This window comes from Candidatus Magnetaquiglobus chichijimensis, assembly GCF_045865675.1.
In the GTDB taxonomy this organism is placed as follows: domain Bacteria; phylum Pseudomonadota; class Magnetococcia; order Magnetococcales; family Magnetaquicoccaceae; genus Magnetaquiglobus; species Magnetaquiglobus chichijimensis.
On record NZ_BAAFGK010000001.1, the window covers coordinates 126,029 to 152,197 of the forward strand.

15 protein-coding genes are annotated in these 26,169 nt (G+C 65.0%); 12 read left to right on the plus strand and 3 right to left on the minus strand.

Features of this window, described 5'->3' with window-relative positions; all coding sequences use genetic code 11:
* Nucleotides 1-53 precede the first annotated feature (53 nt).
* Complete coding sequence (locus tag ACOY6C_RS00570; RefSeq protein WP_420903528.1) at nt 54-1,544, plus strand: HD domain-containing phosphohydrolase; 1,491 nt, start codon at nt 54-56, stop codon at nt 1,542-1,544.
* Here the strand turns inward: ACOY6C_RS00570 and ACOY6C_RS00575 are convergent.
* Nucleotides 1,520-2,266, minus strand: coding sequence for a uroporphyrinogen-III synthase (locus ACOY6C_RS00575; RefSeq protein ID WP_420903529.1), 747 nt, complete (start codon nt 2,264-2,266; stop codon nt 1,520-1,522). The genes ACOY6C_RS00570 and ACOY6C_RS00575 overlap by 25 nt on opposite strands.
* Nucleotides 2,267-2,430: 164 nt before the next feature.
* Between ACOY6C_RS00575 and ACOY6C_RS00580 the strand changes: the two genes are divergently transcribed.
* From ACOY6C_RS00580 to smpB, 9 genes are all read left to right on the plus strand, one after another.
* The gene (locus ACOY6C_RS00580) at nt 2,431-5,655 is read left to right on the plus strand and encodes a response regulator (RefSeq protein WP_420903530.1); all 3,225 of its coding nucleotides are present in this window, start codon (nt 2,431-2,433) and stop codon (nt 5,653-5,655) included.
* Nucleotides 5,652-6,776, plus strand: coding sequence for a hybrid sensor histidine kinase/response regulator (locus ACOY6C_RS00585; RefSeq protein WP_420903531.1), 1,125 nt, complete (start codon nt 5,652-5,654; stop codon nt 6,774-6,776). The genes ACOY6C_RS00580 and ACOY6C_RS00585 overlap by 4 nt, the downstream gene beginning before the upstream one ends.
* A gap of 44 nt (nt 6,777-6,820) precedes the next feature.
* A complete protein-coding gene (locus ACOY6C_RS00590; RefSeq protein ID WP_420903532.1) occupies nt 6,821-14,602 on the plus strand; it encodes a CHAT domain-containing protein in 7,782 nt (2,593 codons plus the stop codon).
* Nucleotides 14,603-14,702: 100 nt separating this feature from the next.
* Nucleotides 14,703-14,975 carry a hypothetical protein gene (locus ACOY6C_RS00595; RefSeq protein WP_420903533.1) on the plus strand — a complete coding sequence of 91 codons (273 nt, stop codon included), beginning with the start codon at nt 14,703-14,705 and terminating at the stop codon, nt 14,973-14,975.
* Nucleotides 14,976-15,093: 118 nt separating this feature from the next.
* The gene (locus tag ACOY6C_RS00600; protein WP_420903534.1) at nt 15,094-16,284 is read left to right on the plus strand and encodes an MFS transporter; all 1,191 of its coding nucleotides are present in this window, start codon (nt 15,094-15,096) and stop codon (nt 16,282-16,284) included.
* Between the two features lie 318 nt (nt 16,285-16,602).
* Nucleotides 16,603-16,968 carry a dihydroneopterin aldolase gene (gene folB / locus ACOY6C_RS00605; RefSeq protein WP_420903535.1) on the plus strand — a complete coding sequence of 122 codons (366 nt, stop codon included), beginning with the start codon at nt 16,603-16,605 and terminating at the stop codon, nt 16,966-16,968.
* Nucleotides 16,965-17,504: a 2-amino-4-hydroxy-6-hydroxymethyldihydropteridine diphosphokinase gene (folK, locus tag ACOY6C_RS00610; protein WP_420903536.1), complete on the plus strand. Its 540-nt coding sequence runs from the start codon at nt 16,965-16,967 to the stop codon at nt 17,502-17,504. Before folB ends, folK begins: the two co-directional genes overlap by 4 nt.
* Before the next feature lie 87 nt (nt 17,505-17,591).
* Nucleotides 17,592-18,482: a 4-hydroxy-tetrahydrodipicolinate synthase gene (gene dapA, locus ACOY6C_RS00615; RefSeq protein ID WP_420903537.1), complete on the plus strand. Its 891-nt coding sequence runs from the start codon at nt 17,592-17,594 to the stop codon at nt 18,480-18,482.
* Between the two features lie 133 nt (nt 18,483-18,615).
* Nucleotides 18,616-19,065 (plus strand): SsrA-binding protein SmpB, encoded by a 450-nt coding sequence (smpB, locus tag ACOY6C_RS00620; protein WP_420903538.1) that lies wholly within the window; start codon nt 18,616-18,618, stop codon nt 19,063-19,065.
* Nucleotides 19,066-19,287: 222 nt separating this feature from the next.
* Here smpB and ACOY6C_RS00625 read toward each other — a convergent pair whose 3' ends face one another.
* Both ACOY6C_RS00625 and ACOY6C_RS00630 read right to left on the minus strand, forming a co-directional pair.
* Nucleotides 19,288-19,593, minus strand: coding sequence for an integration host factor subunit alpha (locus ACOY6C_RS00625; protein ID WP_420903539.1), 306 nt, complete (start codon nt 19,591-19,593; stop codon nt 19,288-19,290).
* 193 nt (nt 19,594-19,786) lie between these two features.
* On the minus strand, nt 19,787-22,957 hold the full coding sequence (locus tag ACOY6C_RS00630) for a response regulator (RefSeq protein ID WP_420903540.1): 3,171 nt from the start codon (nt 22,955-22,957) through the stop codon (nt 19,787-19,789).
* A gap of 508 nt (nt 22,958-23,465) precedes the next feature.
* Between ACOY6C_RS00630 and ACOY6C_RS00635 the strand changes: the two genes are divergently transcribed.
* Nucleotides 23,466-24,764 carry a J domain-containing protein gene (locus ACOY6C_RS00635; RefSeq protein WP_420903541.1) on the plus strand — a complete coding sequence of 433 codons (1,299 nt, stop codon included), beginning with the start codon at nt 23,466-23,468 and terminating at the stop codon, nt 24,762-24,764.
* A 126-nt stretch (nt 24,765-24,890) separates the two neighbouring features.
* Nucleotides 24,891-26,120, plus strand: coding sequence for an SPOR domain-containing protein (locus ACOY6C_RS00640; protein WP_420903542.1), 1,230 nt, complete (start codon nt 24,891-24,893; stop codon nt 26,118-26,120).
* The last annotated feature ends 49 nt before the right edge of the window (nt 26,121-26,169 follow it).

Below are 26,169 nucleotides of genomic sequence, written 5' to 3' on the forward strand. Positions count from 1 at the left end.
CCGCATCGACTGTTTGGCAATGGCCAAACAGCCTCTCATGCGAGTACGCGCCCATGCCTGCCGAAAAACGCATCTTGCACCTGTCGGCCAAAAGTCCCGCCGCAACCACGGATCCGGGCGCCCTGCCGCCCTGGCTGGTGCTGGTGGTGGACGACGATGCGGACGTGATCGCGGTCACCCGCCTGAACCTGCGTCAGTTCCAGTTCGCGGGGCGGCGTTTGTCCCTGGTCGCGGCCTCCTCGGCCCAGGAGGCGCGGACGCTGCTGGAGGACACCCCCGGCGGTTTCGCCCTGGCGCTGATCGACGTGGTGATGGAGAGCGATGACGCGGGACTGCTGCTGGTGCGCCACATCCGCGAGACCCTCGGGGATCGGAAGATCCGGTTGATCATCCGCACCGGACAGCCGGGACTGGCCCCGGAACGGTATGTGATCGACCACTTCGACATCGACGACTACAAGGAGAAGAGCGAACTTTCTGCGCAGAAGCTCTACACCACGGTCCGTTCGGCGTTGAAGTCCTACCGCGATCTGACCACCATCGACATGGCCCGCCAGGGGTTGGAGGCGATCCTGGGCGCGGCCCCGCGCATGTATCTCCATCCGCTCGACTCCTTCGAGGAGTTTTATTCGGGGGTTTTCACCCAGATTCTCGGCTTGTGCCATCTGGGGGCGCACAGCGAGGTGCGCATTGCCAACGGTTTTCTCGCCCTGTTCAACAAGGACGACATCACCATCAAGGCGGCGGTGGGCGATGTGCGTCTGGACTCCTCGCCCGCCACCCTGCGGGAGAACTTCACCCCCACCGAGACGGTAATTCCGCTGCGGATTCGCGACGAGACCATCGGCATGCTCTATCTGGAGCATGGCCAGCCCCTCGACCCGCTGGCGTTGCACCTGCTGCGGATCTTCACCGGTCAGGTGTGCGTGGCGTTGCAGTCGTTGCGCATGCAGATGGAGCTGCGTCAGGCCCATCGTTCGGCGATCCAGATGCTCTCCGAGGCCGCCGAGGCCAAGGATGCCAACACCGGCGAGCACATCCAGCGCATCGTCGCGCTGACCCGGCGGCTCTCCCTGGCCCTGGGGCTCTCCCCGGACCTGGCCGAACAGTACGCCCAGGCCAGTCAACTGCATGACATCGGCAAGATCGGCATTCCGGACCAGATCCTCAACAAGCCGGGTCCGCTGGATCGGGACGAGTTTTCGCGCATCGCCACCCATTCGGCCATTGGCGGCACCATCATCAAGGACGGGAAGAACTTCGGCATCGCCCGCGAGATCGCCTTGTATCACCACGAAAAGTGGGATGGAAGCGGCTATCCCGAGGGGTTGCGCGGCGAAGCGATTCCGTTGTCGGCGCGCATCGTGTCGGTGGTGGATGTGTTTGACGCCCTGACCCATTGCCGGCCCTACAAGGGTCCGTGGAGCGTTGCCGAGGCGGTGGCGGAGATCCGGCGTCTGAGCGGCGCCAGTTTCGATCCGCGGGTGGTGGAGGCTTTCGAACGGCTCCATGCCGGGGATCAGTTGGGGGATCTGCTCCAGTAGTCGTTCAGGGCGCGCAACAGGGCCTCGCCGCTGGGCAGGGGTGGAACGACGGCGACTCCGACTCCGCGTCGGGTGAGAACCTCGGCGGTCAGGGGGCTCAAGGCCGCCAGCACGCAGCCGGGCGGCGGGCCGTCGGGCAAGAGATCGAGCAGGATCCCGGCCCCGCGCGGGCTGAACAACAACATGGCCGCCACCTCCGGGAGCCGCTCCAGCACCGCGTCGGGCAGGCGTTCCGCGGCCACGCTCCGATAGACCGCGACGGTATCGACCGTTCTGCCCTGGGCGGTCAACAGGTTGATCAACTCCTCCCGTCCCTCCTCGGCGCGCAGGAAAAGCAGACGTCGCGCGTCGGGCAGCCGTTCCAGCAGTGTTTCCCCCAGTTTTTCTCCCCCTTCGGCCTGGTCCGGCACATTCACCATCCAGCCCCGTTCGCGCAGCACGTTGGCGCTTTTCTGTCCCACGGCGAAGAGCGGGGGCGGGATGATGCCGTCCGGGAGCGCGGCGCTCAAGGCGCGGGCGCCGTTGGCGCTGGTGACGAGCAGGGCATCGTAGGTGTGCAGCCGGCTCAGGGCGTCGCGCAGCGGGGCGGGATCCTCGACCGGCTCGATGGCGGTGAGCGGGGCCAGAAGGGCCTGACCGTGCCACCGTTCGATCTGCCGGGCGGTCTCCGTGGCGCCGGGTTGGGGGCGGGTGACCAGGATCAGGCGGTTGGCCAAGTGCATGGGCGGCTCCTGGATCGATGACGTGAACGGGTTGACGAAAAAAAATGGCGGGCGCCGCATCAAGAGAAATGCATGCAATCGCTTCGGATCTCACGTATGATAGACGATCCCTTGAATGATGCCTCTTTGGCAAGGGTGATCCTTATCATTCCCATGGCGTGTTCATGAGTCAATCGTTTCTGGATCGCATCGTTTTGTTCGCATGTTCGCGCGCGTATCTGCCCGGCCTGTTGTGGCTGCTGGCGGTGGTCGCCTCGCTGGCGTGGAATCTGCACGTTTTGGATCTGTCCGACGACGGGAGTCATGGGCGTCACGCCGGCGAGGGCCCCATCGGCACCCGGAGCGTCGATGTCGCCACTCTGCGCACCGAGTCCTGGGTGCTCCATCTGTTCGTGCTGCTGGCGGGCGCCGGGGCGCTGCACCACTTCGACCGGACGCGCCGCAAGCGCGAACGGGACGAGGAAGAGCGCCAGCAAGCCTGGTCGCGGGAGCGGGACTCCCTCAAGGATACCAACCGCAAACAATACACCCTGCTCAAGAAAATGCTGGATCAGTCCAGCAGGCTGACCCGTCAGAACGAGTACCTGGAACAGCAGGGACAGGTGCGCGCGGTGATCAACCGGCTGCTGTTCGACTCGCTGGAGGCGTTGTCGTTGCGCGAGCAGCTCGATCAGGCAGTGCTGCTGATCACCTCGATTCCCTGGCTGGACAGTCCGATCGAGGCCGGGGCGATTTTTTTGTGGGACGAGGAGCGGCATGAGCTGCATCTGGCGGCGCAGCGCGGACTGCCCGAGCCGCTTCTGGAACGGTGCGCGCGCGTGCCGGAGGGGTACTGTCTGTGCGGACGGGCGGCCCGGTCGCGGCAAACGGTGCATGCCACGCGTCTGGACGCCCGACACGAGATCACCTACTACGGCATGAGCGATCACGGGGATCACTGCTTTCCGATCATCGGCGGCGAACGGCTGATCGGGGTGCTGAACCTGAAGATGGATGCCGGCTACCTTTTCACCGAGGAGAACACCAATCTGCTCAAGCCGGTGGTCAACACCCTGGCGGGTCTGATCATCCGCTGTCAGCAGGAGGAGGAGCTGAGCAAGGCCAGACGGAGCGCCGAGCTGGCCACCCAGGCCAAGAGCGCCTTTCTGGCCAACATGAGCCATGAGATCCGCACGCCGATGAATGCCATCATCGGTCTGAGCCACCTCTGTTTGCAGACCGGGCTGACCGACAAGCAGCGGGATTACCTGTTCAAGGTGCACAGCGCGGCCAACTCGCTGTTGCGGTTGATCAACGACATCCTGGACTTCTCCAAGATCGAGGCGGGCCGCGTCGAAATGGAGTCGGTGGAGTTCGAACTCGAGGAGGTTCTGGATGGCGTGCTGGCGGTGATCGGGGTCAAGGCCCTGGAGCAGGATCTGGAGCTGTTGCTGGATGCCGATCCGAAGGCGCCGAGCCATCTGGTGGGGGATCCGTTCCGGTTGGGTCAGGTGTTGACCAATCTGGCCAACAACGCGGTGAAGTTCACCGAACGCGGAGAGGTGGTGATCGCCACGCGGGTGCTGGTGGAGGGGGAGAGCGACTGGTTGATGCAGTTCTCCGTGCGCGATACCGGCATTGGCCTGACCGACGAGCAGATGGGCCGACTTTTCCAGGAGTTCAGCCAGGCGGACAGCTCCACCACCCGCAAACATGGCGGCACCGGGTTGGGGTTGGCGATCTCCAGGCGGCTGGTGGAGATGATGGGCGGCGCGATCGAGGTGGAGAGCGTGCCGGGTGAGGGGAGTTGCTTCACCTTCACGGCACGTTTCAAGCGGGCCAGCCGGGTCATGGAGGATTATCGGGCCCAGATCGGCGATCTGGCCGGACTGGCGGTTCTGGTGGTGGAGGATCATGATGCCACCCGGTCGGTGTTGGCCGGTGGTCTGGAGTCGCTGGGTTTCACGGTCTCCGAGGGGCGCGATGGCGCGATGGCCATGGAGGCCCTGAGCTGGGCCCGGCAGGAGGGTGAACCCTTCGCGATGGTGCTGGTGGACCGGCTGCTTCCGGATGGCGATGGCGTGGAGCTGGCCTGGGCCATCAAGAACCAGGCGCCCGAGGGGTCCGTTCCGGTGGTGCTGGTGGTGGCCGAGCAGGGGTTCGAGGTGCTCGAGTCGCGTCTCGGGGAGAGCGACGGCCTGGATGGCATCCTGGAAAAACCGGTGACGCGCGGCAGTCTGTTCGAGGCGGTGATGCGGGGCTTCAACCGACCCACCGAGAAGTCGCGGCACCGCTCGCAGTTGGGCGACAACGCCGTGGTGCGTCAGATCGCCGGGGCCCGTCTGCTGCTGGCCGAAGACAACGAACTCAACCAACAGGTGGCCCGTGAGCTTCTGTCACGGGTCGGGGTGGCGGTGACCGTGGTGGAGAACGGTCGTCTGGCGGTGGAGCGGGCGACACGGGACCACTTCGACGGCATTCTGATGGATCTGCAGATGCCGGAGATGGATGGACTCGACGCCACCCGTGCCATCCGGCGCGAAGGGTCGTGGGCGGCGCGCATGCCGATCATCGCCATGACCGCCAATGCCATGGTGCGGGATCAGGAGGCCTGTCTGGCGGCGGGGATGAACGACCACATCGCCAAGCCGATCGATCCGGAGATCCTCTACGCGGTGCTGGCCAAGTGGATCCGTCCGGACACCTCGCGGCTGGTGGGGGAGCCGGTGGTGGTGCCGGAGACGGAGGAGGCCGAGGTGTTGCCGCTGCCGGAGCTGCCGGGACTTGACACCGCTTCCGCCTTGCGGATCATGGGGGGAAACGCCAGGCTCTATTTGGACATTCTGGGCCGGTTTGTCCACAATCAGGGGGAGGCGTGCCGGGTGATGGCGCGGCAGGCCGATGCCGGGGCGTGGTCGGAGCTGGAACGGACCGCCCATACCCTGAAAGGGATCGCGGCCACCATCGGCGCCGCCGGATTGAGCGGAAGCGCCCAGGCCGTCGAGCATGCCGCCCGCGAAGGGGGAGAGATCGGCTCGGAGGGGGTTTCGGCGCTGCTGGAGCGGGCCGGGGTCGAACTGGAAAAGGTATTACAGACGATCCGGAACGCTTTGCCCGAACCCCCTGTCCAAGGGGAGGAGCGCGGCGAGCGGGATGGCGGAAGCGACAGGGAGGGGTTGGCGCCCCTGTTCGTCAAGGCGGAGCGGATGTTTCGCCATTTCGATTCGGATGCCGAGGGGGTGATCGAGGCGATGCGCCCCCTGGTGGGCACCGATGCGGACCGGGAGAGTCTGCGGGTGTTGAAAACATTGTTGGATGGTTATGATTTCCAGGCCTGTCTGCGCCATCTGTGGGCGTGGGCCGAGAAGGTCGGGATTCCCTTGCGACCGGACGAGGAGAGCGGGACATGAACACGGTGAACGGCGGTACGGTCAAGGAGGGGACGATTCTTCTGGTCGATGACCAGCCGGATCAGATCAAGGTGATCAAGGCGGCGCTGGATCAACACTTTTTCGTCAAGGTGGCGATTCGCGGCGAACTGGTGCTGCCCATCGCCGCCGAGGGCGGGGTGGATCTGATCCTGTTGGACATCCTGATGCCTGGCATGGACGGCTACGAGGTGTGCCGGCGGTTGAAGGAGAATCCCCGCACCGCCGAAACGCCGGTGATCTTTCTGACCTGCAAGGATACCCAGGACGACGAGACGGTCGGTTTGCGGCTCGGCGCGGTGGATTTCATCCGCAAACCCAGCAGCGCTTCGGTGGTGCTGGCCCGCTGTCGCAACACCATCTCCCATCAACGGGTCAAGGAGGATCTGCGCCGCAAGAACGAGGAGCTGCGCCTGGCGTTGAAGGTCCGCGAGGATATGGAACGGGTGTCGCGCCACGATCTCAAGGGTCCGCTCTCCGGGATCCTGGGTCTGCCCGAGATCATGCTCCTGGATCACAACTACACGGATAATCAGCGCAACCTGCTCAAATTGATCGAACGCAGCGGTTACATCATGCTCGACATGATCAACCGGTCGCTGGATCTCTACAAGATGGAGAACAACACCTACCAGCTCAGGTCCGAGGATTGCGATCTGGTCGAGATCTTGAAGCACGTCACCGGCGGACTGGAGAAGCTCATCCAGACCAAGCGTCTCAAGATCGTGATCACGCTCGAGGGGAGCGACCATGCCGCCGGTCCGTTCCAGGTGCGGGGCGAGCGGATGCTCTGCTATTCGGTCTTCTACAACGTGCTGCTCAACGCCATCGAGGCCTCGAACTTCAACAGCGAGATCCGCATCCACCTGGCCCCGGACGGGGATATGGGCGCCGCGCGCATCACCAACTCCGGCGAGGTGCCGGAGGCGATTCGCGAACGGTTCTTCGACAAGTACGTCACCCATGGCAAGGAGCACGGATCCGGACTGGGAACCTATTCGGCCTGGCTGGCCATCAAGACCCAGGGTGGCCGGATGGAGCTGGACGCCAGCCAGCCGGGTCAGACCAGCGTGATCGTCACCCTGCCGCGTCCAGGGCGGTGACCCGCGCGCTTCGCATGGCTCCCGGAGAACAGGACCGCCCCCCCATGTCGCGCCTCCTGATCGGGTTGTTGTTGTTGATTTCAATGCTTTCCGGCCCTGTCCAGGCCGAGCCGGTGGTGGTTCATCCGGATTTCGACTTCTCTCCCACGGTCAGCGCGGACGGGCGCTGGCTGGCCTACGTTTCCAACCGTTCCGGCAATCGCGACATCTGGATTCAGGAACAGACCCCCGGCAACACCGCCCTCGCCCGACAACTCACCGACCACCCCGGCGCCGACGAACAACCGAGCCTCGATCCGACCGGCGCGCGGCTGCTGTATGTTTCCCACGAACAGGATCCGCGCGGCGACATCGTGCTGATGGATCTGAAAACCAGGACCAGGGAGCGGTTGACCGATCGCGCCTTCGGCGAACAGAGCCCGCTGTGGCTGCCGGAAGGGAAAGGATTCCTCTTCACCCGCCAGGCCGCGCCGGGGAGGCCGGTGGCCGTGTTGCGGCGGATGCTCGGGGAGTCCGGGGCCACCGTGCAGGTGGAGGGGGCCGCCACCTGCACCCCGACCGTGGGGACATGGCTGGTCTGCTCGCGGGAGGGGCGGCTGATCGCCCTGCGCGCGGCAGGGGACGGCGTGGATCAAAGCAGCCTTAAAAACCTCACCCTGGGGCCGGAGTGGGATCTGGAGCCCCGTTTTCTGGCTCCGGACCGGTTGATCTTCACCCGCGTCTCTCCGGAGGATGACAGCCGCTCGGCGGTGTGGATGGCCCGGTTCACCCCGGAGCAGGGGCTTTCAGCCTTGTATCGGCTGACCCCGGAGGGGGACTCCCCGCGCCATCCCGCCGTGGCCGGTGAGGCGATCTGGTTCGGCGACGCCCGCGACGGGGAGATCCATCGACTGGAGATCCCGACCCTGCTGGCCGATTACACCGATCCCGACCGCGCGCGGGAGAAGGGATTCGCACTGTTGGCCGCCGGCAAGAGCGGGGAGGGGATGCGGATTCTGGAGAACCTGTTTCTCAATCCCGAACGCGTGCCGGAGGCGGAACGGTTCGGGTTCGACTGGGAGTATCTCGACCTGCTGCTCGAAACCGAGGCCCTGGATCGGGCCCTGGCGGTGGTGGAGCGGTATCGAAGGGCCGGCGGGGAGTCCGGCGCGCGCGCGGCGATTCAGGGGGTGGTGGTGCCGATGTCGCGCGACTTCCCCCGACTGGGGGCGGATGAGGCGCGGGCGCGCCTGGTCCAGGGGCTCGAGGCCATCGAGGGGATCGCGCGGGGTCATCCCAAAAGCGAGGCGGTGGGGGTGGAAGCGCGCATCGCCGCCAGTCGCCTGCTGCTGCTGGGTGGGGAGACGGCCATGGCGCTGGCGCGGCTGAACGGTCTGGAGAGCCTCCAGGATCGGGATGCCCGCGTGCGGGCGCTGCTGGCGCGGATGCGGGTGCTGGAGCGGGTGGGGGATGGGCCGGGACGCAAGCAGATTCTTTTGCAGGTGATCGGGTTGGTGGGCGAAAAGCACCGCTGGGGAGAGCGGGCCGTGGCGCGCCTGGTGGCGCTCGCCGAGGAGGGGGGGAAGTTCCCCCGTCAGATCGAGTCGCTGCAAGCGCTGATGCAGGCGCATCCCGGCATCGGACGGCTGGCCGTGGCGGCCTGGACCCGCATCGCCACCCTGCACCAGGAGAACGGCGACGAGGAGCGCTGCGTGGCCGCCCTCGAGGCGCTGTCGAAGCGTGACGCGCTCACCCTTCGGGAGCGGATCCGCGCCATCGGCTGGAAGGCGGAACGGCTCATCCGGCTGGAGGATTACGATCGGGCTGCTGCGGCCTATGCCGAATTGCGTGGCGTGCAGGGGCTCTCCGAGGCGGAGGCCGGGCGCGCCGCGACCCTGGAGATCCGCCAGAGGGTGCGCGCGGCGCGCAGACTGGCCGAACTGGGGGATCCGAAGGTGGCGCTCAAAAGGCTGACCGCCCTGCTGGTGGACCATCCGGAGTCGGTGGAGGCCCATCGCGCCCATATCGCCCTGCGGGTGCGCATGCAGGGCGCCGCGCCGGTGGTGGCCCATCATGAAGCGTGGCTCAAGGAGGATCCCAAGTCAACGACGCGCCGTTACGCCCTGGCCCTGGCCCTGACCTATGTGGAGCCGCTCGATCACGAACGGCTGATCGGCATGCTCGAGGCGGTGGTGGCCGAGGCTCCGGACGTGGCCGCCCATCACCAGACCCTGGCCTGGGTGCATGAGCAGTTCGAGCGGTCCGGCAAGGGGGAGCGCGGCCATCTGGAAAAGGCGTTGCAAGGGTATACCGCCGCGTTGCGCCTGACCGACGCGGCCACCGCGCCCCAGGATGAGGCGGATCTGCTGTTGAATCTCGGCCATGTGCACCACGCCATGCGCAACCACGGTGAGGCGTTCCGTTATTGGCAGCGCTGGACGCAACGCAAGCGCCCCCTGGCCGACCCGGTGGCCCATGCGCTGTTGTATCGCAAGATGGGGGAGAGCGCCTTCAAGACCGATCGCTCCCAGGAGGCGGCGCAATACTACCGACTGGCCCTGGATCTGCTTCCGGCGGATCGGACGCTGTTGCGCGTGGAGCTGACCGAACGGTTGGCCCTGGTCCAGCAGACCCTGGGGGAGCACGCGCGCGCGGCCCTGGGATTCGCCAAGGCGCTCGAGATGAATCTGGCCGGGAACCGCACCGGCAATCTGGCCCTTTTGCAACGCAACATCGCCTTCAACCTCCACCAGGCCACCCGGCCCGCCTCCACCCCGGAGGAGGCCCCGGTGGATCGCGAGGCGGTGCGCGCCGCTTTGGCCGGCTATCTCCAGAGTCTGGAGCTGTTGAAAAAACATGGCAAGGAGGAGCGTCCGCCGGAAAAGGGGTGGTTCAGTCTGCAACTGGCCCTGGGGGAGAACGGCTCCCAGGCGGCGTTGGGATTCGACCAGCACGGCGAGGAGAAGCTGTTGTTCGGTCTGGTGTCCACCCTGCATCAGGCCCTGGACGCGCCCGAACGGGCCCTGGCGGATCTGGAGCGCAAACGGGCGCTCCTGGAGTCGGGCGGGGTGCTCGAAGGGGGAACCCAGAAGGCCGAGCTGGCGGTGGTGCTCAACCGGCTCGGCCAGCTTCACCATCGGTTGAAGCAGTTCCAATCCGCCTGGGAACGGACTCTGGAATCCTTGACCCTCACCGAGTCGCTGCATCTTCAGGCCGGCTCGCGGGCCAACCTTTATAATCTTTCCAAGATCGCGGTGGAGCGGATCCTGGCCGGGGAGGCGCATGATCCGGGGTGGGGGGTGCTGCTCGCCGATCGGCTGGCGGCCCCGGAGTGGGAACAAACCCAACCCAAGCTGGCCTTTTTCACGCTGGCCAACGTGGCGTTTCTGCTCGCCCAGCCGCTGGATGGCATGGTGCTCCCGAAAGGGGGGAGCGAGGCCGGACGGATGGCGCGCTGGCATGGCTGGCTGACGGCGCGCGGGCGCTGCGACGGCTTCTACCGTCGCGCCGAGGCGCTGTTGCATGCCGACAAGGGGTTCGGGGCGCGGGAGTTGTGGAGTCATCAGCTGCGCATCCAGTTGAATCGGCTGGTGATCGCCCAAGAGGCGGGCAAGGAGGAGGCTGCGGCGCGGCTGCGAGGCGAGATCGATACCTTGTCCACGGCGGGTCTGGCCGAGGGGGGGTGGATCGTGGCGCTGCTGGAGGCCGAAGGGAGCGCGGATTCCGAGTTCCGGAACGCCCGGCTGGATGCGGCGCTCGCGGGGGCCCTGGACTGGCCGGCTCCGCTCCATCCGCGCGGGGCGGGGCGGATCCTGGCGCCGTTTTACGAGCGGTTGATCGCCCTGCGGGTCGAGCGACGGGTGGGGGAGGGGCATCTGGAGGCGGCCCTGGACGAAGGGGAGCGGCTGGAGCGGATGAGGTTGGCGCTGCTGCTCAACGACCGGTTGGGGCGGGGTTTTTTTCTCAACGGTCTGGAGCGGGAGCGGGGGGCGATCGAGGAGCTGTTGCGCGGCCTGGAGGCGGTGTCGCTGGGACGCAGGCGCGTCGCCAGCGAGGCGGCCTGGAAGGGGTGGCGGGAGGCGATCGCCGGGCTGCGCGAGAGCCATCCCGAGGCCGCCGGCTGGTTGTCGCCCCGCGAGCCGGCGCGCGCGGCGTATGCCGAAACCTCGGAGCGGCGTCCGTATGTGCGGTATCTGCCCGGCGCGGCGGGGGGACACCTGTTCACGGTCACCGGTCCGGGAAAGATCCGCCATGCACGGGTGGAGGTGGACGGTCGGATACGGGACGGAGAGTCGTCGCGGTTCCTGATCGCGGGGGCCGAGTGGCTGCATGCGGCCCTGCCCGAGGGGATCGAGGGCGGGGAGATCGCCCGGCTCGTGGCCACGGTTCCCGTGGCGCGGGTGAGCGGGTTGGAGGATCTCGTCGTTGGCGATCCCCGGCGTGGGGTGTGGAGCGGACGGCTGGCCACGAGTGGTCCCCTGGGGGTGGCGTTCGACCCCTCGCCGGATGTGCCGCCCCGGCGGGTGGCGCCCCTGGTGTACGGCGCGGAGCCGGAGCCGTCGAACGTGTTGATTCAATCCAACGTTTTCATGAGCCTGCTGCCGGTCACCTCCCTGGCCTTGCCGGTGCCGGGGAAGGATGGGGATCGGATCCGGCTCTCTCTCGCCGATTTCCGGCTTGCCGAGGGGCATGGGGCGTTGCTGGTGACCGGTTCGTCGTTGGCGGATGGGCGCGAGAGGGCGCTGCTCGAGGCGGCCCTGCGGCGCGCCGGCTTTGCCCATGGGATTCTGGTGGATGCGGGGGAGAAGCCGGAGCTGGTGGAGCGGGTGTGGCGGGATTACCTGGTCCATCTGGCGCGCATGCCGGCCCTGTTGGCCCTGGAGACGGCCTGGAAGGGGAGCGGGGAGAAACGGGCCAATCCGTTTCGGTTTTCCGGCCACGCCGGCTGGGATGGGGAGGGGGCGCGGGAGCGGTTCGAGGCCGAGGTGGCCGAGTCGGGACGTTTGCGGGAAGACGGAAAACCGGAGGCGGCGGTCGGGCGCATCGAGAACGCCCTGGCCCTGGCCGGACGGGCCGGACGGGAGGGGGAGATCGGGACGTTGACGGGCCGGGCGGTGGCGCTCTGGTCCGGGTTGGGGGAGGATGGGCGCGCGGCTGAGGTGCAGGGGTGGTGGCTGGAGCGTTTGAAGGCGGCGGGAACCAGCGGGGATACCCTGGCCCATGCCCATCATGTTCTCGGGGTGTTGCTGGCGCGGCAGGAGCGGTACGAGGCGGCGATGCCCCATCTGGACGAGGCGATGCGTCTTTGGGAGCAACACGGGGAGGGGGCGCGACCGGGTGCCCTGGCCTCCGGCGAGGTGGCGCGCGGGGTGGTGGCGGAGAATCGCGGTCTGGCGGGCGAGGCGCTGCACCGTTTCGAGCTGGCGTTGGAGCTGGATGGCAAGCGTCGGGATCGGGCGGCCATGGCCGAGCATCATTCAAGGCTCGGACGCATCCATTTGCACCGTTTGTACCGTCCGGCGCCCGCGCTTCAGGCTTTCGGGCAGGCGGTGGGGTTGTACGAGGCGCTTGGGGATCGGATCGGGGAGGGGCGGGCGAGGCTGGAGATCGTGCAAGCCCGGATCGGCATGGGGGAGCTGGAGGCTGCCGGACGGGAGCTGGATATCGCGCGTCGGCTGGCCGAGGCAAGCCGGGATGGGGCGTTGGAGGCCGAGGTGGCGTTGCGCGAGGCCAACATCGCCTGGTATCGCGGCGCGTACCAGACGGCGTTGCAGGCTTTGGAGCGGGTCGAGCCGTGGGTGGAGAAGCGTCGGGATCCCCGCCTGACCATCCAGCTGGCCAACAGTCGCGGTCTGATCTATTGGAGTCTCAACGAGCCGGATCTGGCGGCGCGTCATCTGGACGCGGCCATCGATCTGTCCCAAAAGCGCAATCTGACCGGCGAGCTGGCCGCCTCCCTGAACAACCGGGGTCTGATCGAGCGGCAGAGCGGCGATACGGCGGCGGCGCTGGCGTCATTCCAGCGGGCTCTGGCCCTGGACGAGGCGCGGCACGACAAGCATCACATGGGCAATTCGTTGCGCAACATCGGCATCACCCAGTTGAAAGCAAGGCAGCTCCCGGAGGCCGAGGCCACGTTGCGTCGTGCCGAGGCGTTGGCTCGAGAGACCGGGGATCGGATCCTGTTGGCCAAGGGGTGGTTGGCGTTGGCCCAGCTTGGGCGGGTTCAGGGACATGTCAGGGAGGCGCTCAAGGGGTTTGAGCGCACGGCGGAACTGTCGAATTCGATTGGGCTTGCCGAGGTGCGTTGGCGGGCGTTGACCGGTGCCGCCGGGGCGTTGCGGAGTCTGGGTCGGGATGGAGAGGCACTCGACCGGCATGCCGAGGCGATCCGGGTGGTCGAGGGGTTGCGTGCGCCGCTGGAGATCGACACGTTGCGGCATGGCTTTCTGGAAGACAAGCAGGAGCTGTATCGGGACATGATCGTCCTGTTGGCCGATCGCGGGCGGGAGCGAGAGGCGTTCGATCTTCTGGAGCGTTCCCGTTCCGGGGAGTTCCAGGATCTGTTGGCATCCGGCAGTGCGATCGAGGTGCATCCCGAGGATGAGGCCCGTTTGAGGCAGGTCAACGCCATGTTCGCGGAGGTGGAGTCGCGGGCGCGGGCGTTGGCGGCTCTCAAGGGGACGGAGGCGAAGCTGTGGGCCGACTATCGGGCCAAGCGTGCCGAGGCCGAGGAGGCGTTGGTGAGCTTGCGGGTGCGGAGTCCCGGTCTGGCGGCGCGGGTGGCGGTGGCGCCGGTCACGTTGGAGCGGTTGGAGCGTGTGTTGCCTGCCGGGGTGGGGGTGGCGAGTTATTTTGTGACCGAGAAGGAGCTGTTCATCTGGTTTTCGCGCGCTTCGGGAACCCGTTTCAAGCGGGTTCCGGTGAGCGAGGCGCGATTGGAGGAGACGCTGCGCGTCTATCGGGACGCCATGCAGAATCAGGCGCGGGTGGATGGCGTGCTCACCCGTTTGCATGGTTGGTTGATCGAGCCGTTGGCCGAGGATCTGGAGGGGGTGACCCATCTGGGGATCATTCCGCACCGGTCGTTGCATGTGTTGGCGTTTGCCGCCCTGCGTGCTCCGGAGGGGTGGTTGATCGACCGTTTTCCGATTTTTCACGAGCCTTCCGCCGCGTTGCTGGAGCGTGCCTTGAGCAGGCCGATGGATCAGAAGGTCGGCAACGGGCGGGTGTTGGCCATTGGCAATCCGGATCTGGGGGATGCGGATTTCGATCTGGCCATGGCGGAGTTCGAGGCCGAGAGTGTGCGTGGCAATTTCACCGAGGGGGATCTGCTCAAGGGCAAGCGGGCCACCAAGGGGTGGATTCTGGAGCACATTGGCGACTATTCGGTGATTCACATTGCCGCGCACGGGGACTTTCAGAACATCAACCCGCTTTTTTCCTCGCTTTGGCTGGCGAGCGGCGACAAGCCTGGCCATGGGAAGCGTGAGCGTGGGGTGGTGCCTTCGGAGGCGGGGCGGTTGAGTGCGCGTGAGGTGGCGGGTTTGCCGATTCGGGCGGAGTTGGTGACCTTGAGTGCCTGTCAGACCGGATTGGGGCAGTTGCGTGGCAGTGAGTTGTTGGGATTGAACCGGGCGTTTCTGTATGCCGGCACGCGGTCTGTACTTTCGTCGTTGTGGCGGGTGGATGATTTGGCCACGGCCTTGCTGATGAAGCATTTTTATCGTTATCATGGACGGATGGGCAAGGCGGAGGCGTTGCGGCAGGCCCAGTTGCTGGTGCGGCAGGCCCACGCCCATCCGGCCAATTGGGCGGGATTTGCGTTGGTGGGGGAGTATCGGTGAGGGGGTGATTGAACAACGTTCGCCGGGGTCCGGGGACCGGCCCGGTCCCCGGCGGAGGCCGGAGGTAGAGCCTCCGGGACGTTGATTTTGATTTTTTCTGTTGGTTTTGAATCTTATTTTTTGTTTTCTTGACTTTGTTTTTCAGGCGCGTCTTTCAAAGAAAATTTTTTTCACGGTTTTTGTGAAAAAAATTTTGCGCCAGCCTTGGCTGCGGGATCGTTTCGCGCCTTTGGCGAAACGATCCCGCGAACATGGCCCCCAAGCAGGCCACCGCAGGCGGCTGGTGCGCCGTTGGCTGCCCAAAAACGGCAACGACCCAGGACGCATGAGACCGCGCGCTTGCGTGATTTTTCGCAAGAATCGCTTATCGTAAAAGTGCGCAAGAGGCAAAAGAAGCGTCCCAAGGGCTGTGCCCTTGGATCCTACCAGGGGCCAATGGCCCTTGGATCCCGCCCGTTTACCGCTGGCCATTGGCCCCTGGCTCCGACTTCATGAACACATCCAACCTGAAACGACACATTCTCATCCTCGCCCTGGCCCAGGGACTGCTGACCCTCAACAACGTCACCCTGATCGCCATCAACGGCCTGGCCGGACTGCTCCTCGCCCCCGACCCCAGCTGGGCCACCCTGCCCGTGGCCGCATTTGTGGCCGGGGCCGCCCTGGCCACCCTGCCGGCATCCTTTCATATGCTGCGCCATGGCCGCCAGAAGGGATTCCGCCTCGGCGCCCTGTTCGGCCTGCTCGGCGGCCTGCTCGCCACGCTCGGCGTGATGGAACAGACCTTCACGCTGATTTGTCTGGGAAGCCTGCTCTCCGGATTCCATAACGCCTTCGGCCAACAGTACCGCTTCGCCGCCGCCGATGTCGCTCCGGAAGCGTGGAAAAGCCGCGCCATCTCCTGGACACTCGCCGGCGGCATCCTGGGCGGCGTGCTCGGCCCGGAATTGGGCAAAATCACCCGCGACCTGATCACCCCCCTGTTCGCCGCCTCCTACGGCTCGCTGAGCCTGTTCACCCTGCTGGCCTGGTGGGTGCTCGGTCGGCTGGATCTGCCCCCCCTTCATGAAGATCACTTCGCCACCCCGGGACGCCCGACCTGGCAAATCATCACCCAGCCGGTCTATCTGGTGGCGGTGCTCGCCTCGACCACCGGCTATGGGGTGATGAATCTTCTGATGGCCGCCACGCCCTTGGTGATGCAATCCTGCTCCCTGCCGTTCGGCGACGCCGCGTTCGTGCTCGAATGGCATGTGCTCGGCATGTTCGTGCCGTCGTTCTTCACCGGTTCCCTGATCCACCGTTTCGGCGTGCCGCGCGTGTTGCTGGCCGGCGTGCTGCTTCTGTTCGGCTGCGGGGCCGTCGCACTCTCCGGCCAGTCGCTGGCTCACTTCTGGTGGGCTTTGCTGCTGCTGGGGATCGGCTGGAATTTTCTCTACATCGGCGGCACGACCCTCCTGACCACCACCTACCGCCCCGAAGAGAAGGCCCATGCCCAGGGATTCCACGATCTGATGATTTTCGGCGTCCAAACCGTGACCGCCCTCTCCTCCGGCATGATCGCCACCTCCAGCGGTTGGGATGGCCTGAATCGCGATGCCCTGCCGGCCATCATGCTCACCGCCCTGGCCGTTTTCTGGTTGATGATCCGTGGTCTGAGAGCGGAGAATCCCAGGCCCTGAACCAGGCCCAGCCTGGAATATGTGGGTTTCATTGTTGAAAAATGGTCACCATTCAGGACTCCCGCTCCTGCAAGGTTCTCCGTTCCCTGCAAGCGTGGGGATTCTGAACGGTTGCCAAAAGACGCATCCCAAAACAGGTGCGATTCAGAACTGGAAAAATGGGGTGGCGAGCCCCCTGGCGGAGCATGTATGATATCCAGACATGACGGCAATCGCTCTTGCCGTGGAACGTCCGCAAGGGAGGGCCACGTCGGGGTAAGGGTGGGGGATCTCCCCCATCATGCAAGTTCGTCACTCTTCCACCGGGATCCCTGAATCATGGCCTGTGACCAGATCTTCATTCGCGACCTGTTGGTGCGCTGCATCATCGGCATCCAGGAGTGGGAACGCCACACCTTGCAGGATGTGGTGATCCAACTGGAGTTGACCACCGACACCGCCCGCGCCGGCGTGAGCGATAACATCGACGACGCGGTTGATTACAAAAGATTGACGAAAAAAATCATTGCCCATGCCGAGGGTTCGGCCTGCTGGCTGGTGGAGGCGCTGGCCGAACAGATCGCCGCCATCTGCCTGGAACATCCACGGGTCGAGGCGGCACGGGTGAGCGTCGAAAAACCAGGCGCGCTGCGCTTTGCGCGCACGGTCGGGGTGACCATCCTGCGTCGTCGCACCCCGGCGTGAACAGCCCGGTGCTGATCGCCTTTGGCGCCAACATCGCCCCAGAGGAGAATCTGGCCGCCGGGATCGCCCGGCTGCACGCGACGGTCAGGGTGCGCGCCATCTCCACGGTCTACCGCACCCCGGCCCTGGTCGATGCCAATGCCCCGATTCAAGCGCCACTCCCCGATTTTCTCAACGGCGCGCTCTGCATCGAGGGTGGCTGTGAACCCCTTGGATTGCGGGAACTGCTGAAAAAAATCGAACGCGAACAGGGGCGGCAACCCGGTCAACCCGGCTGGGCGCCGCGCCCGCTGGATTTCGACATCGCCCTGATGGGCGAGGCCCGTTTCGACCAGGAGGGGTTGACCATCCCGGACCCGGACATCCCCAAACGGGATTTTTTGGCCGTGCCTCTGGCGGAACTGGCCCCGGAGCTGATCCATCCATTGCTCGGTGAGCCCATGGTTCAGGTTGCGGCCCGATTTTTGGGTCACACCGCATCCATGCGCCCGGATCCGACCGCGACCGCCCGGCTGCGGGCCATTATCTCCTTGTGACCCGCTCGGGATTCCGGTATAGATAACGGTAGACAAAACGGCCCTGATTCATTCCTCCCGCATCACATTCATGGAGAGAGCATTCCGATGTCCAATCTTTTCGAAGGGGTCTTCACGGCCCTGATCACCCCGTTCAAGAACAACCAGATCGATGGCGAGGCGTTTCGCAATCTGATTGAATTTCAGATCGCCAACGGCGTCCATGGCATCGTGCCGTGCGGCACCACCGGCGAATCGGCCACCCTCTCCCACGAGGAGCATCGCGAGGTGATCCGACTGGCGATCCTGGCCGCCGCCGGTCGGGTCAAGGTGATCGCCGGCGCGGGTTCCAACTCCACCAGCGAATCCATCGAACTGGCCCGCCATGCCCAGCAGGCCGGCGCGGACGGCGCCCTGCTCATCACCCCGTATTACAACAAGCCGGGGCAGGAAGGGCTCTATCAGCACTATCGCGCCATCGCCGAAAGCGTCCAAATTCCTCTGGTGCTCTACAACGTGCCGGGACGCACCGGTGTGGATCTTTTGCCGGCCACGGTGGCCCGTCTGGCCAACATGGGTTCGATTGTCGGCTTGAAAGAGGCGACCGGCGGCATGGAACGCGCCTCGACCATCCGGCGCATGTGCGGCAATGCCATCACCCTCTTTTCCGGTGACGACGCCACTTTTCTGCCTTTTCTGTCGATCGGTGGCAAGGGGGTGATCTCGGTCACCTCGAACGTCGCGCCGGCGCAGATGGTGGCCATCTGGAACGCCTGGCAGGCCGGAGATGCCGCCAAGGCGCTGGAGGCCCACGAGTTTCTGCTTGACCTCAACCAGAAGCTCTTCTGCGAGACCAATCCGATTCCGGTCAAGGCCGCGGCGGCCATGCTCGGCCTGTGCGAACCGGAGATCCGTCTGCCGTTGACCTGGCTGGCCGAGAACAATCAGGCGATTGTGCGCGCCACGCTGGTCAAGATGGGGTTGCTGGCGGCGGCGTAGGGGGTCGGTTCGCGCGGCGTATCGACGCCAGCGCGCAGACCTGGTTCCGGATTGGTTGCGCCAACAAAAACCCCAAACCTATCCGGAACCCTTGCTTTGAAACTGGCCGCCTGGGCGGTCCCTTCGGAATATCATGGGCATCAAACTGATCAGCGAGAACCGCAAGGGGCGGTTCAACTACGAAATCCTGGAGAGCTTCGAGGCGGGCGTGTCGCTCACCGGGACCGAGGTCAAATCCCTGCGGGCCGGCAAGATCAACCTCAACGACTCCTTCGCCGTGATCCAACGCGGGGAGTTGACTTGGCTCAACGCCAACATCTCCGCCTACACCTACGGAAACATCCACAACCACGATCCCATGCGCACCCGCACGCTGCTGGTGCATCGGCATGAGATCCAGCGATTGATCGGCGTGACCAAGGAGAAGGGGCTGACCCTGATACCGCTCAAGGCCTACTGGAAGAATGGTCGGGTGAAGCTCGAAATCGGTGTGGGGCGCGGCAAGAAGCTCTACGACAAACGCCAAACCGTGCGCGAACGCGAATGGGCGCGCGAAAAAGGGCGCATCATGAAGGGGGAGTGAGCGGACGCCACCCCCGGATGGCCAGTGTGAAGCGAATGCCCCCCGGATGGCCAGTGTGAAGCGAATGCCCCCCGGATGGTCAGTGTGAAGCGAATGCCCCCCGGATGGCCAGTGTGAAGCGGACTTTACTGCCAGCAGGTATGGGTCCGACGGGTTGAGATCATCGGACCCATGCCAACTGGCCCCGGATCGTCATGGATCCAGGTCATGACTTCAAGATCGTCAGGCCGGTTCGGCCTCGGCATCGGCATCGGCTCCGGAAAGAACCAGAGGACTGGCCCGATAGGTCACCACCTTGCGGCTGGTGATTTCGATGGGTTCACCGGTTTTGGGGTTGCGGCCCGGACGGGCCCGTTTGCTGCGTACCGAGAAAACTCCGAATCCGGACAATTTTACGGTTTCTCCCTGTTCGAGCCGCTGGGTGATCATCTCGAACACCTGCTCGACGATGGCGGTCGATTTGGGTCTGGAGAGCCCGATGCGTTCATAAACCGCTTCGACCAGATCCGCCTTGGTAGTCGTTGCCATATCCTTCCCCTTGAATTCCAACTGCTCCATGGAATGTTTATCATTGATTCCCGTCCGCAGACACTTCGCTCTCCACGCGGTGCGCGACGAATCGGCCATTTTGGCATAATGCCCCACAGTATGCCCTGCAATCCGCTATATTCGCAAGAGCCATTATCACTTTTTGCAATAGGGCTTTTTTGATTGATGCGCTTCATTCGTTCGCCGGCGCATCGAGGATCGCGCTGATTTTCCTGTACTCCTCCTCCATGGCATCGAGTTGGGCGAGGGAGAGGGGTTTGTTCTTGAGTTCTACCTGTCCGCGCAGGCGCATGGCCTGCCATTTCACCCGGTAGGCGCCGATGCGATCGGAGGAGGATTTGAACCATTCCACCTCGTCCTGGGCCTGATGAAAGTCATCCGCCTGGAGGGCTTTGCGCAGCCGGGACGCCTGTTCGGGGGCCCGTTCCAGAAAGGCGCGGCGTTGCCGGTCGATCTCCTGGGGATCCCCTTCCACGGGCTTGAGAACCGCAGCGATGCCGGTCGGCGCGTCGGCCTTTTCTGCGGCGGGGGTGGCTGGTTTGCGCAGGAAGGGCTCGAGGGCGGCATGCAGCTCCTCGGCGCGGTAGGGCTTGCGCAAAAAGCCGTTCATGCCGTCCTCCTGACAGCGCTGCCGATCGGTCTCCAGGGCGTGGGCGGTGCAGGCGATGATGGGGGTGCGGGTGTTGGGGAACTGCTCCGGATCGGCGGCGCGGATGCGTCGGGTGGTTTCGTGGCCGTCGAGTTCCGGCATTTGCAGATCCATCAGCACCACGTCGAAGGGTTTGGTCTTGAGGATGGCGAGGGCCTCGTTGCCGTTTCCGGCCAGGGCCACCTCGTGACCGGCCTGCTCGAGCAGGTTGAGGGCCACCTTCTGGTTGTTGATCATGTCATCGACCACCAGGATGCGCAGGGTGATCGGGCGTCGGCCACCGATGCGTCGTGGCGGGGCCGAGGCGGTCACCCGTCCCAGGGCGCGGTTGACCGCGCGCAGCAGCGGAAAACGGAGCGCCGGTTCGGAAAAGGGGACGGCATCGGAGAAGGCATCGGCCAACAGGGTCTCTTCCACGCGACGGGCGGGAGGAGCGGTGACCACCGGTCGATTTTTCCAGCCGTCGCGTTGGGAGAGTTCCGGGGGCACGCTTTCGGCGTTGCGCAGCAGGTGGTAATCGACGATCAGCAGATCATGGGGCGCGCCACGCTCCGCCGCCTGGCGCAGCACGCCGCGCAGCGCCTCCAGATCGGCCACCATCGTGGTCTGGGCGCCGGCCTGGTCCAGAAGATCGTTTAAAATGTCGCGTCCGGTCGGATTGTCGTAGGCGGCCACGATGCGCAATCCGGCCATGGGCAGAGAGACCTCCCCGCCACCACCACGGGCCTCCATGACCGCCTCCTGGCCCGACGGGGCACGGCGTCCGGTGGCGAAGCGCGCGGTGAAGTGAAAGACGCTCCCTTCACCCAGCGTGCTCTCCACCCAGATGTTTCCGCCCATCAGATGGGTGATGCTGCGACAGATGGTCAGACCCAGACCGGTGCCGCCGTATTTGCGGGTGGTCGAGCCATCCACCTGGGTGAAGCGGTCGAAGATCAGCTCCAGGCGATCCGCCGGGATGCCGATGCCGGAGTCCGACACCGAGAATTGCAACAGCACGCTGCCATCGGTCTCCTCGGAGGCGCGTTGCACGTTCAAGACCACCTCGCCCTTTTCGGTGAACTTGATGGCATTGGCGATCAGATTGATGATCACCTGGGAGAGGCGCAACGGATCGCCCACCAGGGTTTCGGGCAGATCCGGGGAGATGCGGCAGTGGAAACCGATTCGTTTCTGATAGGCGCGGATGGCCATGGTTTCGCAGGCGGCGCCGATGCGGCCATGGACGTCGAAGGGGATGCTTTCGAGCTTGAACCTTCCGGCCTCGATCTTGGAGAGATCCAGGATGGAGTTGATCAGATCCAGGAGGGTCTGGGAGGCGTTCTGGACGATCAGCAGGTTGTCGCGTTGCACTTCGGTCAATTCGGTGCCGAGCACCAGATCGGTCATGCCGATGATGGCGTTCATCGGACTGCGGATTTCGTGGCTCATGTTGGCCAGGAATTCGCTTTTGGCGCGGTTGGAGCTTTCCGCGACCTGGAGGGTCTCTTCCAGGGATTTGAGCAGCTGCTTGCGATCGGTGATGTCGTGGAGAAAGGCGGTGAAGATGGTGTCGCCGTCGAGCACGTCCGAGGTGAGCGCCATCTCCATGTCGATGATCTCGCCGTCGGCGCGCATGGCCGGGGCCTCGATGCGGCGGCGCAGAGTGCCGTTCCGGTCTGTGCTGGTGGCCTTCCAGCGTTCCATGCCCGAGAGATGTCCATCGCGTTGATCGGGCGGGATGATCAGTTCGGCGACGGTCTTGCCGAGGGCCTCCTGGGACGAATATCCGAAGAGTTTTTCTGCCGCCGGGTTGAAGCCGATCACCCGGCCTTCGGCATCGGCGGTGATGATGGCGTCGAGGGCGGTGTTGAGGATGGAACCGAGCCGTCTTTCGCGACTCTTGAGCTGTTCGTGGGCCTCCATGAGACGGCTGGTGCGTTCGGCCACGAGGTTTTCGAAGTGGACGTTTTTTTCGATGATCTCGATGTTCTGGGAGACCCGGCAGAGCAGTTCCTCGTCGCGGAACGGCTTGGTCAAGAAGTCGTTGGCGCCGGCCTTGAGGAACTGGGTGGCCATGTCGGTGCTGCCGTGGGAGGAGAGACCGATGATGGCGGTGCGATCGCGGGTGTGGCGGGGTCGGATGCGTTTGATGAGTTGAAAGCCGTTCATGCCCGGCATTTCGTAATCCACGAGGATCAGGCGCACATCCGGGTGTTCAAGGAGCAGTTCGAGGGCCGCGGGGCCGTCGGCGGCCTCGAGCACCTGGAAGTTGCATCGTTTGAGGAACTGCCCGACGTGGTAGCGGGAGCTTTTGGAGTCATCGACGACCATGGCCTTGATGGAGGCGTTTTTGCGGAGGCGGTCGATGAAGTAGAGCACCGCGTCGATGCTGCTGGCGTTGTCCTTGATGAAGTAGTCGAGCACCCGTTTCGAAATGACGCTGGCGCGCACGTCGTCTTTGATTTCGCCGGTGAAGACCACGGAGGGGATGTCGAGGGACTGGATGTAATCGACGATTTCGCCGTTGGGCGCATCGGCAAGGTAGAGCCCGAGGATGCCGAGAAAGAAGTCGTTCCCCTCCTGGCGCACGATTTCCTTGGCCGAGGCCATGGTGGCGGCCCAGAAGACCTGGAAATGCAGTTCCGTTTCGATGCGCTGCCGCAGCAGGGCGGCAAAGCTTTTGGAACTTTCCACCAGGAGGATTTTTTCCACGGCTGATCCCGAGTTCGAGGAGAGGGGGCGTTTCGGGAGTGGTCCCGAATTCAGGCAATTCTGGAAATAGATACCATTACCGCGAAACGGTCGCGGGGACAAGTGTTTGTTTTAGCAATTATAGTATAAATGATATCCATTTGCGGTGATGGGTCGATTTCCGCGCCACGGGCCGGATTGCACCTGCTCCGGGGCACCCGGTTGGGGAGGGATTTTCTTGGATCGGCGTGGCGGTTTCGGATAGACTTGCAGACAAGATGATCCTTGACTGCTGTCGGAGATGGTGCCATGAGCAGCCTTGTCATGCCATTGGATCCCTTGGCGATTGTCAAGAAGCCGGAGTCGGCGCGCCTGTGCCGGCATGGGAAGGCATCGACTCCGCGAACCTGATGCATGCGGCGAGGCCGGGCGGTTGAACTCATTATCGAAATGCACGATAATTGTATGCAAAGGTCAAGAAATCCTCGCTTGACCCCTCGAATCCCATCGATGGGCGGAGAAAATCGGCATGCAGACGGCCAATCCCTGGCTCAATCCCCCTTCCGAGGCCCCACGACCCCCCAAAGTGGATGAAAAGCAGGCAACCGTTCCGGTTGGTATGCGCCGACTGACCCGTATCTGCCCGCAATGCGCACAGGAGGTGGCCTTCGAATACCCGGAGGCCGCCACCCGCTGGCAACAAAATTGCCCAAACTGCGCTCAGTCGATCACCATGGAGCTGGTCAACGGGCGGCGCTGTCTGGTCCACGAGGCGCGCGGACGCCGGGTGGTGGAGCGGCTCGGGCCGGGGGAGCGGCGCCGGCGTTTCTATCGGGTGCGCTGTCATGGTTGCGATGCCTGGCTGATGGTGGCCGGGGAGGAGCTTGACGCGGGTCGGGCGTGTCCGGTCTGTGGGCTTGAGCACCGGTTGCGCGTGGCGGATGGGGAGGTGTGCTACGAGAGCGAACCGCGCGTGGGCGGTATGGTGGTCTTATCCTGTGAGCGGGTGATCGAGATCTCCGGGTATGTGAACGATCCGGCGTCGCTCTTTGCCACCGGTGCGAGTGGGGCCATGGCGGCTGGACGCGGGGATGGCGCGGCTTTGTCGGTTGGGCGCGGCAGCGGCGCGGTTGCGTCGGGTCACGAGGAGCGGCTCGCCCTGGCGGACGCGCGTCGGGAGATGAAGCTGTTGCGCGAGCGGGATGTGGCCTCGCGGCTGGCGCTTCGTCAGGTGGCCGACGAGCGCGATGCCGCAAACCGCCGCCTGGAGCGGGCCGAAGGGGAGTTGACCCGGATTCGGGCCGAGCGGGATGCGGCCCTGGCCACGCTGGAGGCGACGCGACGGGAGGGGGTCGAGGCGCGGGAGACATTGCGGCGCGAGCAGCGCGAGCGCATGATGATGGAGGAGGCCCTGGCCACCAGTCAGGAGCGGGTGGAGGGTCTGGAGGCGGAACGGCGGCGTTTGATCCAATTGTTGGAAGAGGAGTCCGAGGCCGTGGAGTCCGCGACCTCCGGGAACCTTTTGCCTGGGCCGGGGTCCGAGGATGGGGGGACGATGACGCCTGATGAGGCGTGGTACTGTCCCGAGGGGCGGGAGGAGGCGTTGATCCCGGCCTGGGATGAGCTGGGTCTGGCGCGTCGGGTGTTGGGGATTCGCGGCGAATTGACCGTCGAGCGCATCCAGTGGGCCTACCGGACGCGGGTCAAGAGCTACCACCCGGACCGGCTCGCTTCGATGGGCGTGGCGTTGCGCGCCCTGGCGCACGAGAAGATGCGCGAGATCAACCGGGCCTATGGGATTCTGATGAAAGCGCATGGACATGGTTAGGGCCTGTTCTCGTTCGAGACGCCAAGGCCTTCAGACAAGGCGCGGGGAGGCGAGCAGCGCGGCATGCACGTTTGGTATGTGAGCGGCGAAGCGCTCCCGCCGCAGGTTCAAGGACTTTGGGACCGAATGAGAACCGCCCGTGGGCACATCATCGCCGGAGTGTTTCCTTCGCTCGCTGCCCTTGGGCTGTTCGCGAGCGGGGTCGCCTGGGCCGGCGCACCAACCGGCGCGGGACCGGATCCGTTGGAGAGCGTCCGCGCCGAGTTGCGCGCCGGGCGCCACGAGAGCGCCATCGACGGCTTCACCCGTCTTTTGACCACCGGCGAGCCGACCCGCGAGCGGCGTCTGGCCGCGCTCGAAGGGCGTTGCGAGGCCCAGACCCGTCTCTCCCTGGCCAAGAAGCGTCCCGAGGCCGCCGCGCGCGCCATCGAGGACTGTTCCGCCGCGTTGCACCTCGAAAGCGGGGTGGCGCGTCTCTGGCGGCTGCGCGGTCTGGCGCGTCTGGCCGCCGGACAGCCGGAACAGGCGTTGATCAACTTCAACCACGCCCTGCGTCTCGAACCGGCGGATGCCGTGGCCTTGCGTCATCGCGGGTTGGTGCAGTTGGGGTTGGGTCGGCACGCCGAGGCGGACGCCGATTTTCAGCGCGCCGCGCGCCTGGATCCGGATCAGGCGTGGCACGCCTTCAATCGCGGTCTGTTGGCAGCCCGGAGCGGCAAGATTCCCGAGGCGGTCGAGGCCTGGCGTGCCTTCGAGCAGGCCCGCGGTCCGGCGGGTCGGGAGTGGCTGGCCTTCGTGGCGCGTCGCGAGGGTGGGGATGCGGATGCCCGCCGCGTGGTCGAGGCCATGCAGCGTGCCGATGGCAACCGGGATGCGTCGAAGAACGAGCCCGCGCCCGAACCGGCGAAGAAAGCGGAGATTCCGCCCGAACCGGCGAAAAAAGCGGAGATTCCGCCCGAGCCGGCGAAGAAAGCGGAGATTCCGCCCGAGCCGGCGAAGAAAGCGGAGATTCCGCCCGAACCGGCGAAGAAAGCGGAGATTCCGCCCGAACCGGCGAAGAAAGCGGAGATTCCGCCCGAACCGGCGAAAAAAGAGTCCGCGTCAATGGCTGGCAAAGGGGGGCGTTATGAGTTCCGTTTGGGATCTTTTCTGGATCGAGGCAATCTGGAGTCCACGCTGCGTGCGTTGAATGGCGCAGGTCTGGCGGTGCGTGAAGAGGAGGTGATGGTGGGTGAAATGCGCTTCTTTCGCCTGACCGCCGGACCTTTTGTCACCGAGGAGGAGGCCAAGACCGCCCAGGAGAAGGCCGCCAAAGTGCCGGGGGTGCGTCCCGAGCCGGTGCGTGTGATGCGTTGAGAGGCTGTTGTTTGGCAAATGCCAAACAGCCGACGCGGATCCTTCATGG

Excerpts from the sequence above, each read along its gene's own strand:
- ACOY6C_RS00625 (WP_420903539.1), bottom strand. The coding sequence starts at position 19,593 with ATGGCAACGACTACCAAGGCGGATCTGGTCGAAGCGGTTTATGAACGC.
- ACOY6C_RS00640 (WP_420903542.1), top strand. The coding sequence starts at position 24,891 with ATGAGAACCGCCCGTGGGCACATCATCGCCGGAGTGTTTCCTTCGCTC.
- folB (WP_420903535.1), top strand. The coding sequence starts at position 16,603 with ATGGCCTGTGACCAGATCTTCATTCGCGACCTGTTGGTGCGCTGCATC.
- ACOY6C_RS00580 (WP_420903530.1), top strand. The coding sequence starts at position 2,431 with ATGAGTCAATCGTTTCTGGATCGCATCGTTTTGTTCGCATGTTCGCGC.
- ACOY6C_RS00635 (WP_420903541.1), top strand. The coding sequence starts at position 23,466 with ATGCAGACGGCCAATCCCTGGCTCAATCCCCCTTCCGAGGCCCCACGA.
- smpB (WP_420903538.1), top strand. The coding sequence starts at position 18,616 with ATGGGCATCAAACTGATCAGCGAGAACCGCAAGGGGCGGTTCAACTAC.
- ACOY6C_RS00600 (WP_420903534.1), top strand. The coding sequence starts at position 15,094 with ATGAACACATCCAACCTGAAACGACACATTCTCATCCTCGCCCTGGCC.
- ACOY6C_RS00590 (WP_420903532.1), top strand. The coding sequence starts at position 6,821 with ATGTCGCGCCTCCTGATCGGGTTGTTGTTGTTGATTTCAATGCTTTCC.
- ACOY6C_RS00585 (WP_420903531.1), top strand. The coding sequence starts at position 5,652 with ATGAACACGGTGAACGGCGGTACGGTCAAGGAGGGGACGATTCTTCTG.
- ACOY6C_RS00575 (WP_420903529.1), bottom strand. The coding sequence starts at position 2,266 with ATGCACTTGGCCAACCGCCTGATCCTGGTCACCCGCCCCCAACCCGGC.
- ACOY6C_RS00570 (WP_420903528.1), top strand. The coding sequence starts at position 54 with ATGCCTGCCGAAAAACGCATCTTGCACCTGTCGGCCAAAAGTCCCGCC.
- dapA (WP_420903537.1), top strand. The coding sequence starts at position 17,592 with ATGTCCAATCTTTTCGAAGGGGTCTTCACGGCCCTGATCACCCCGTTC.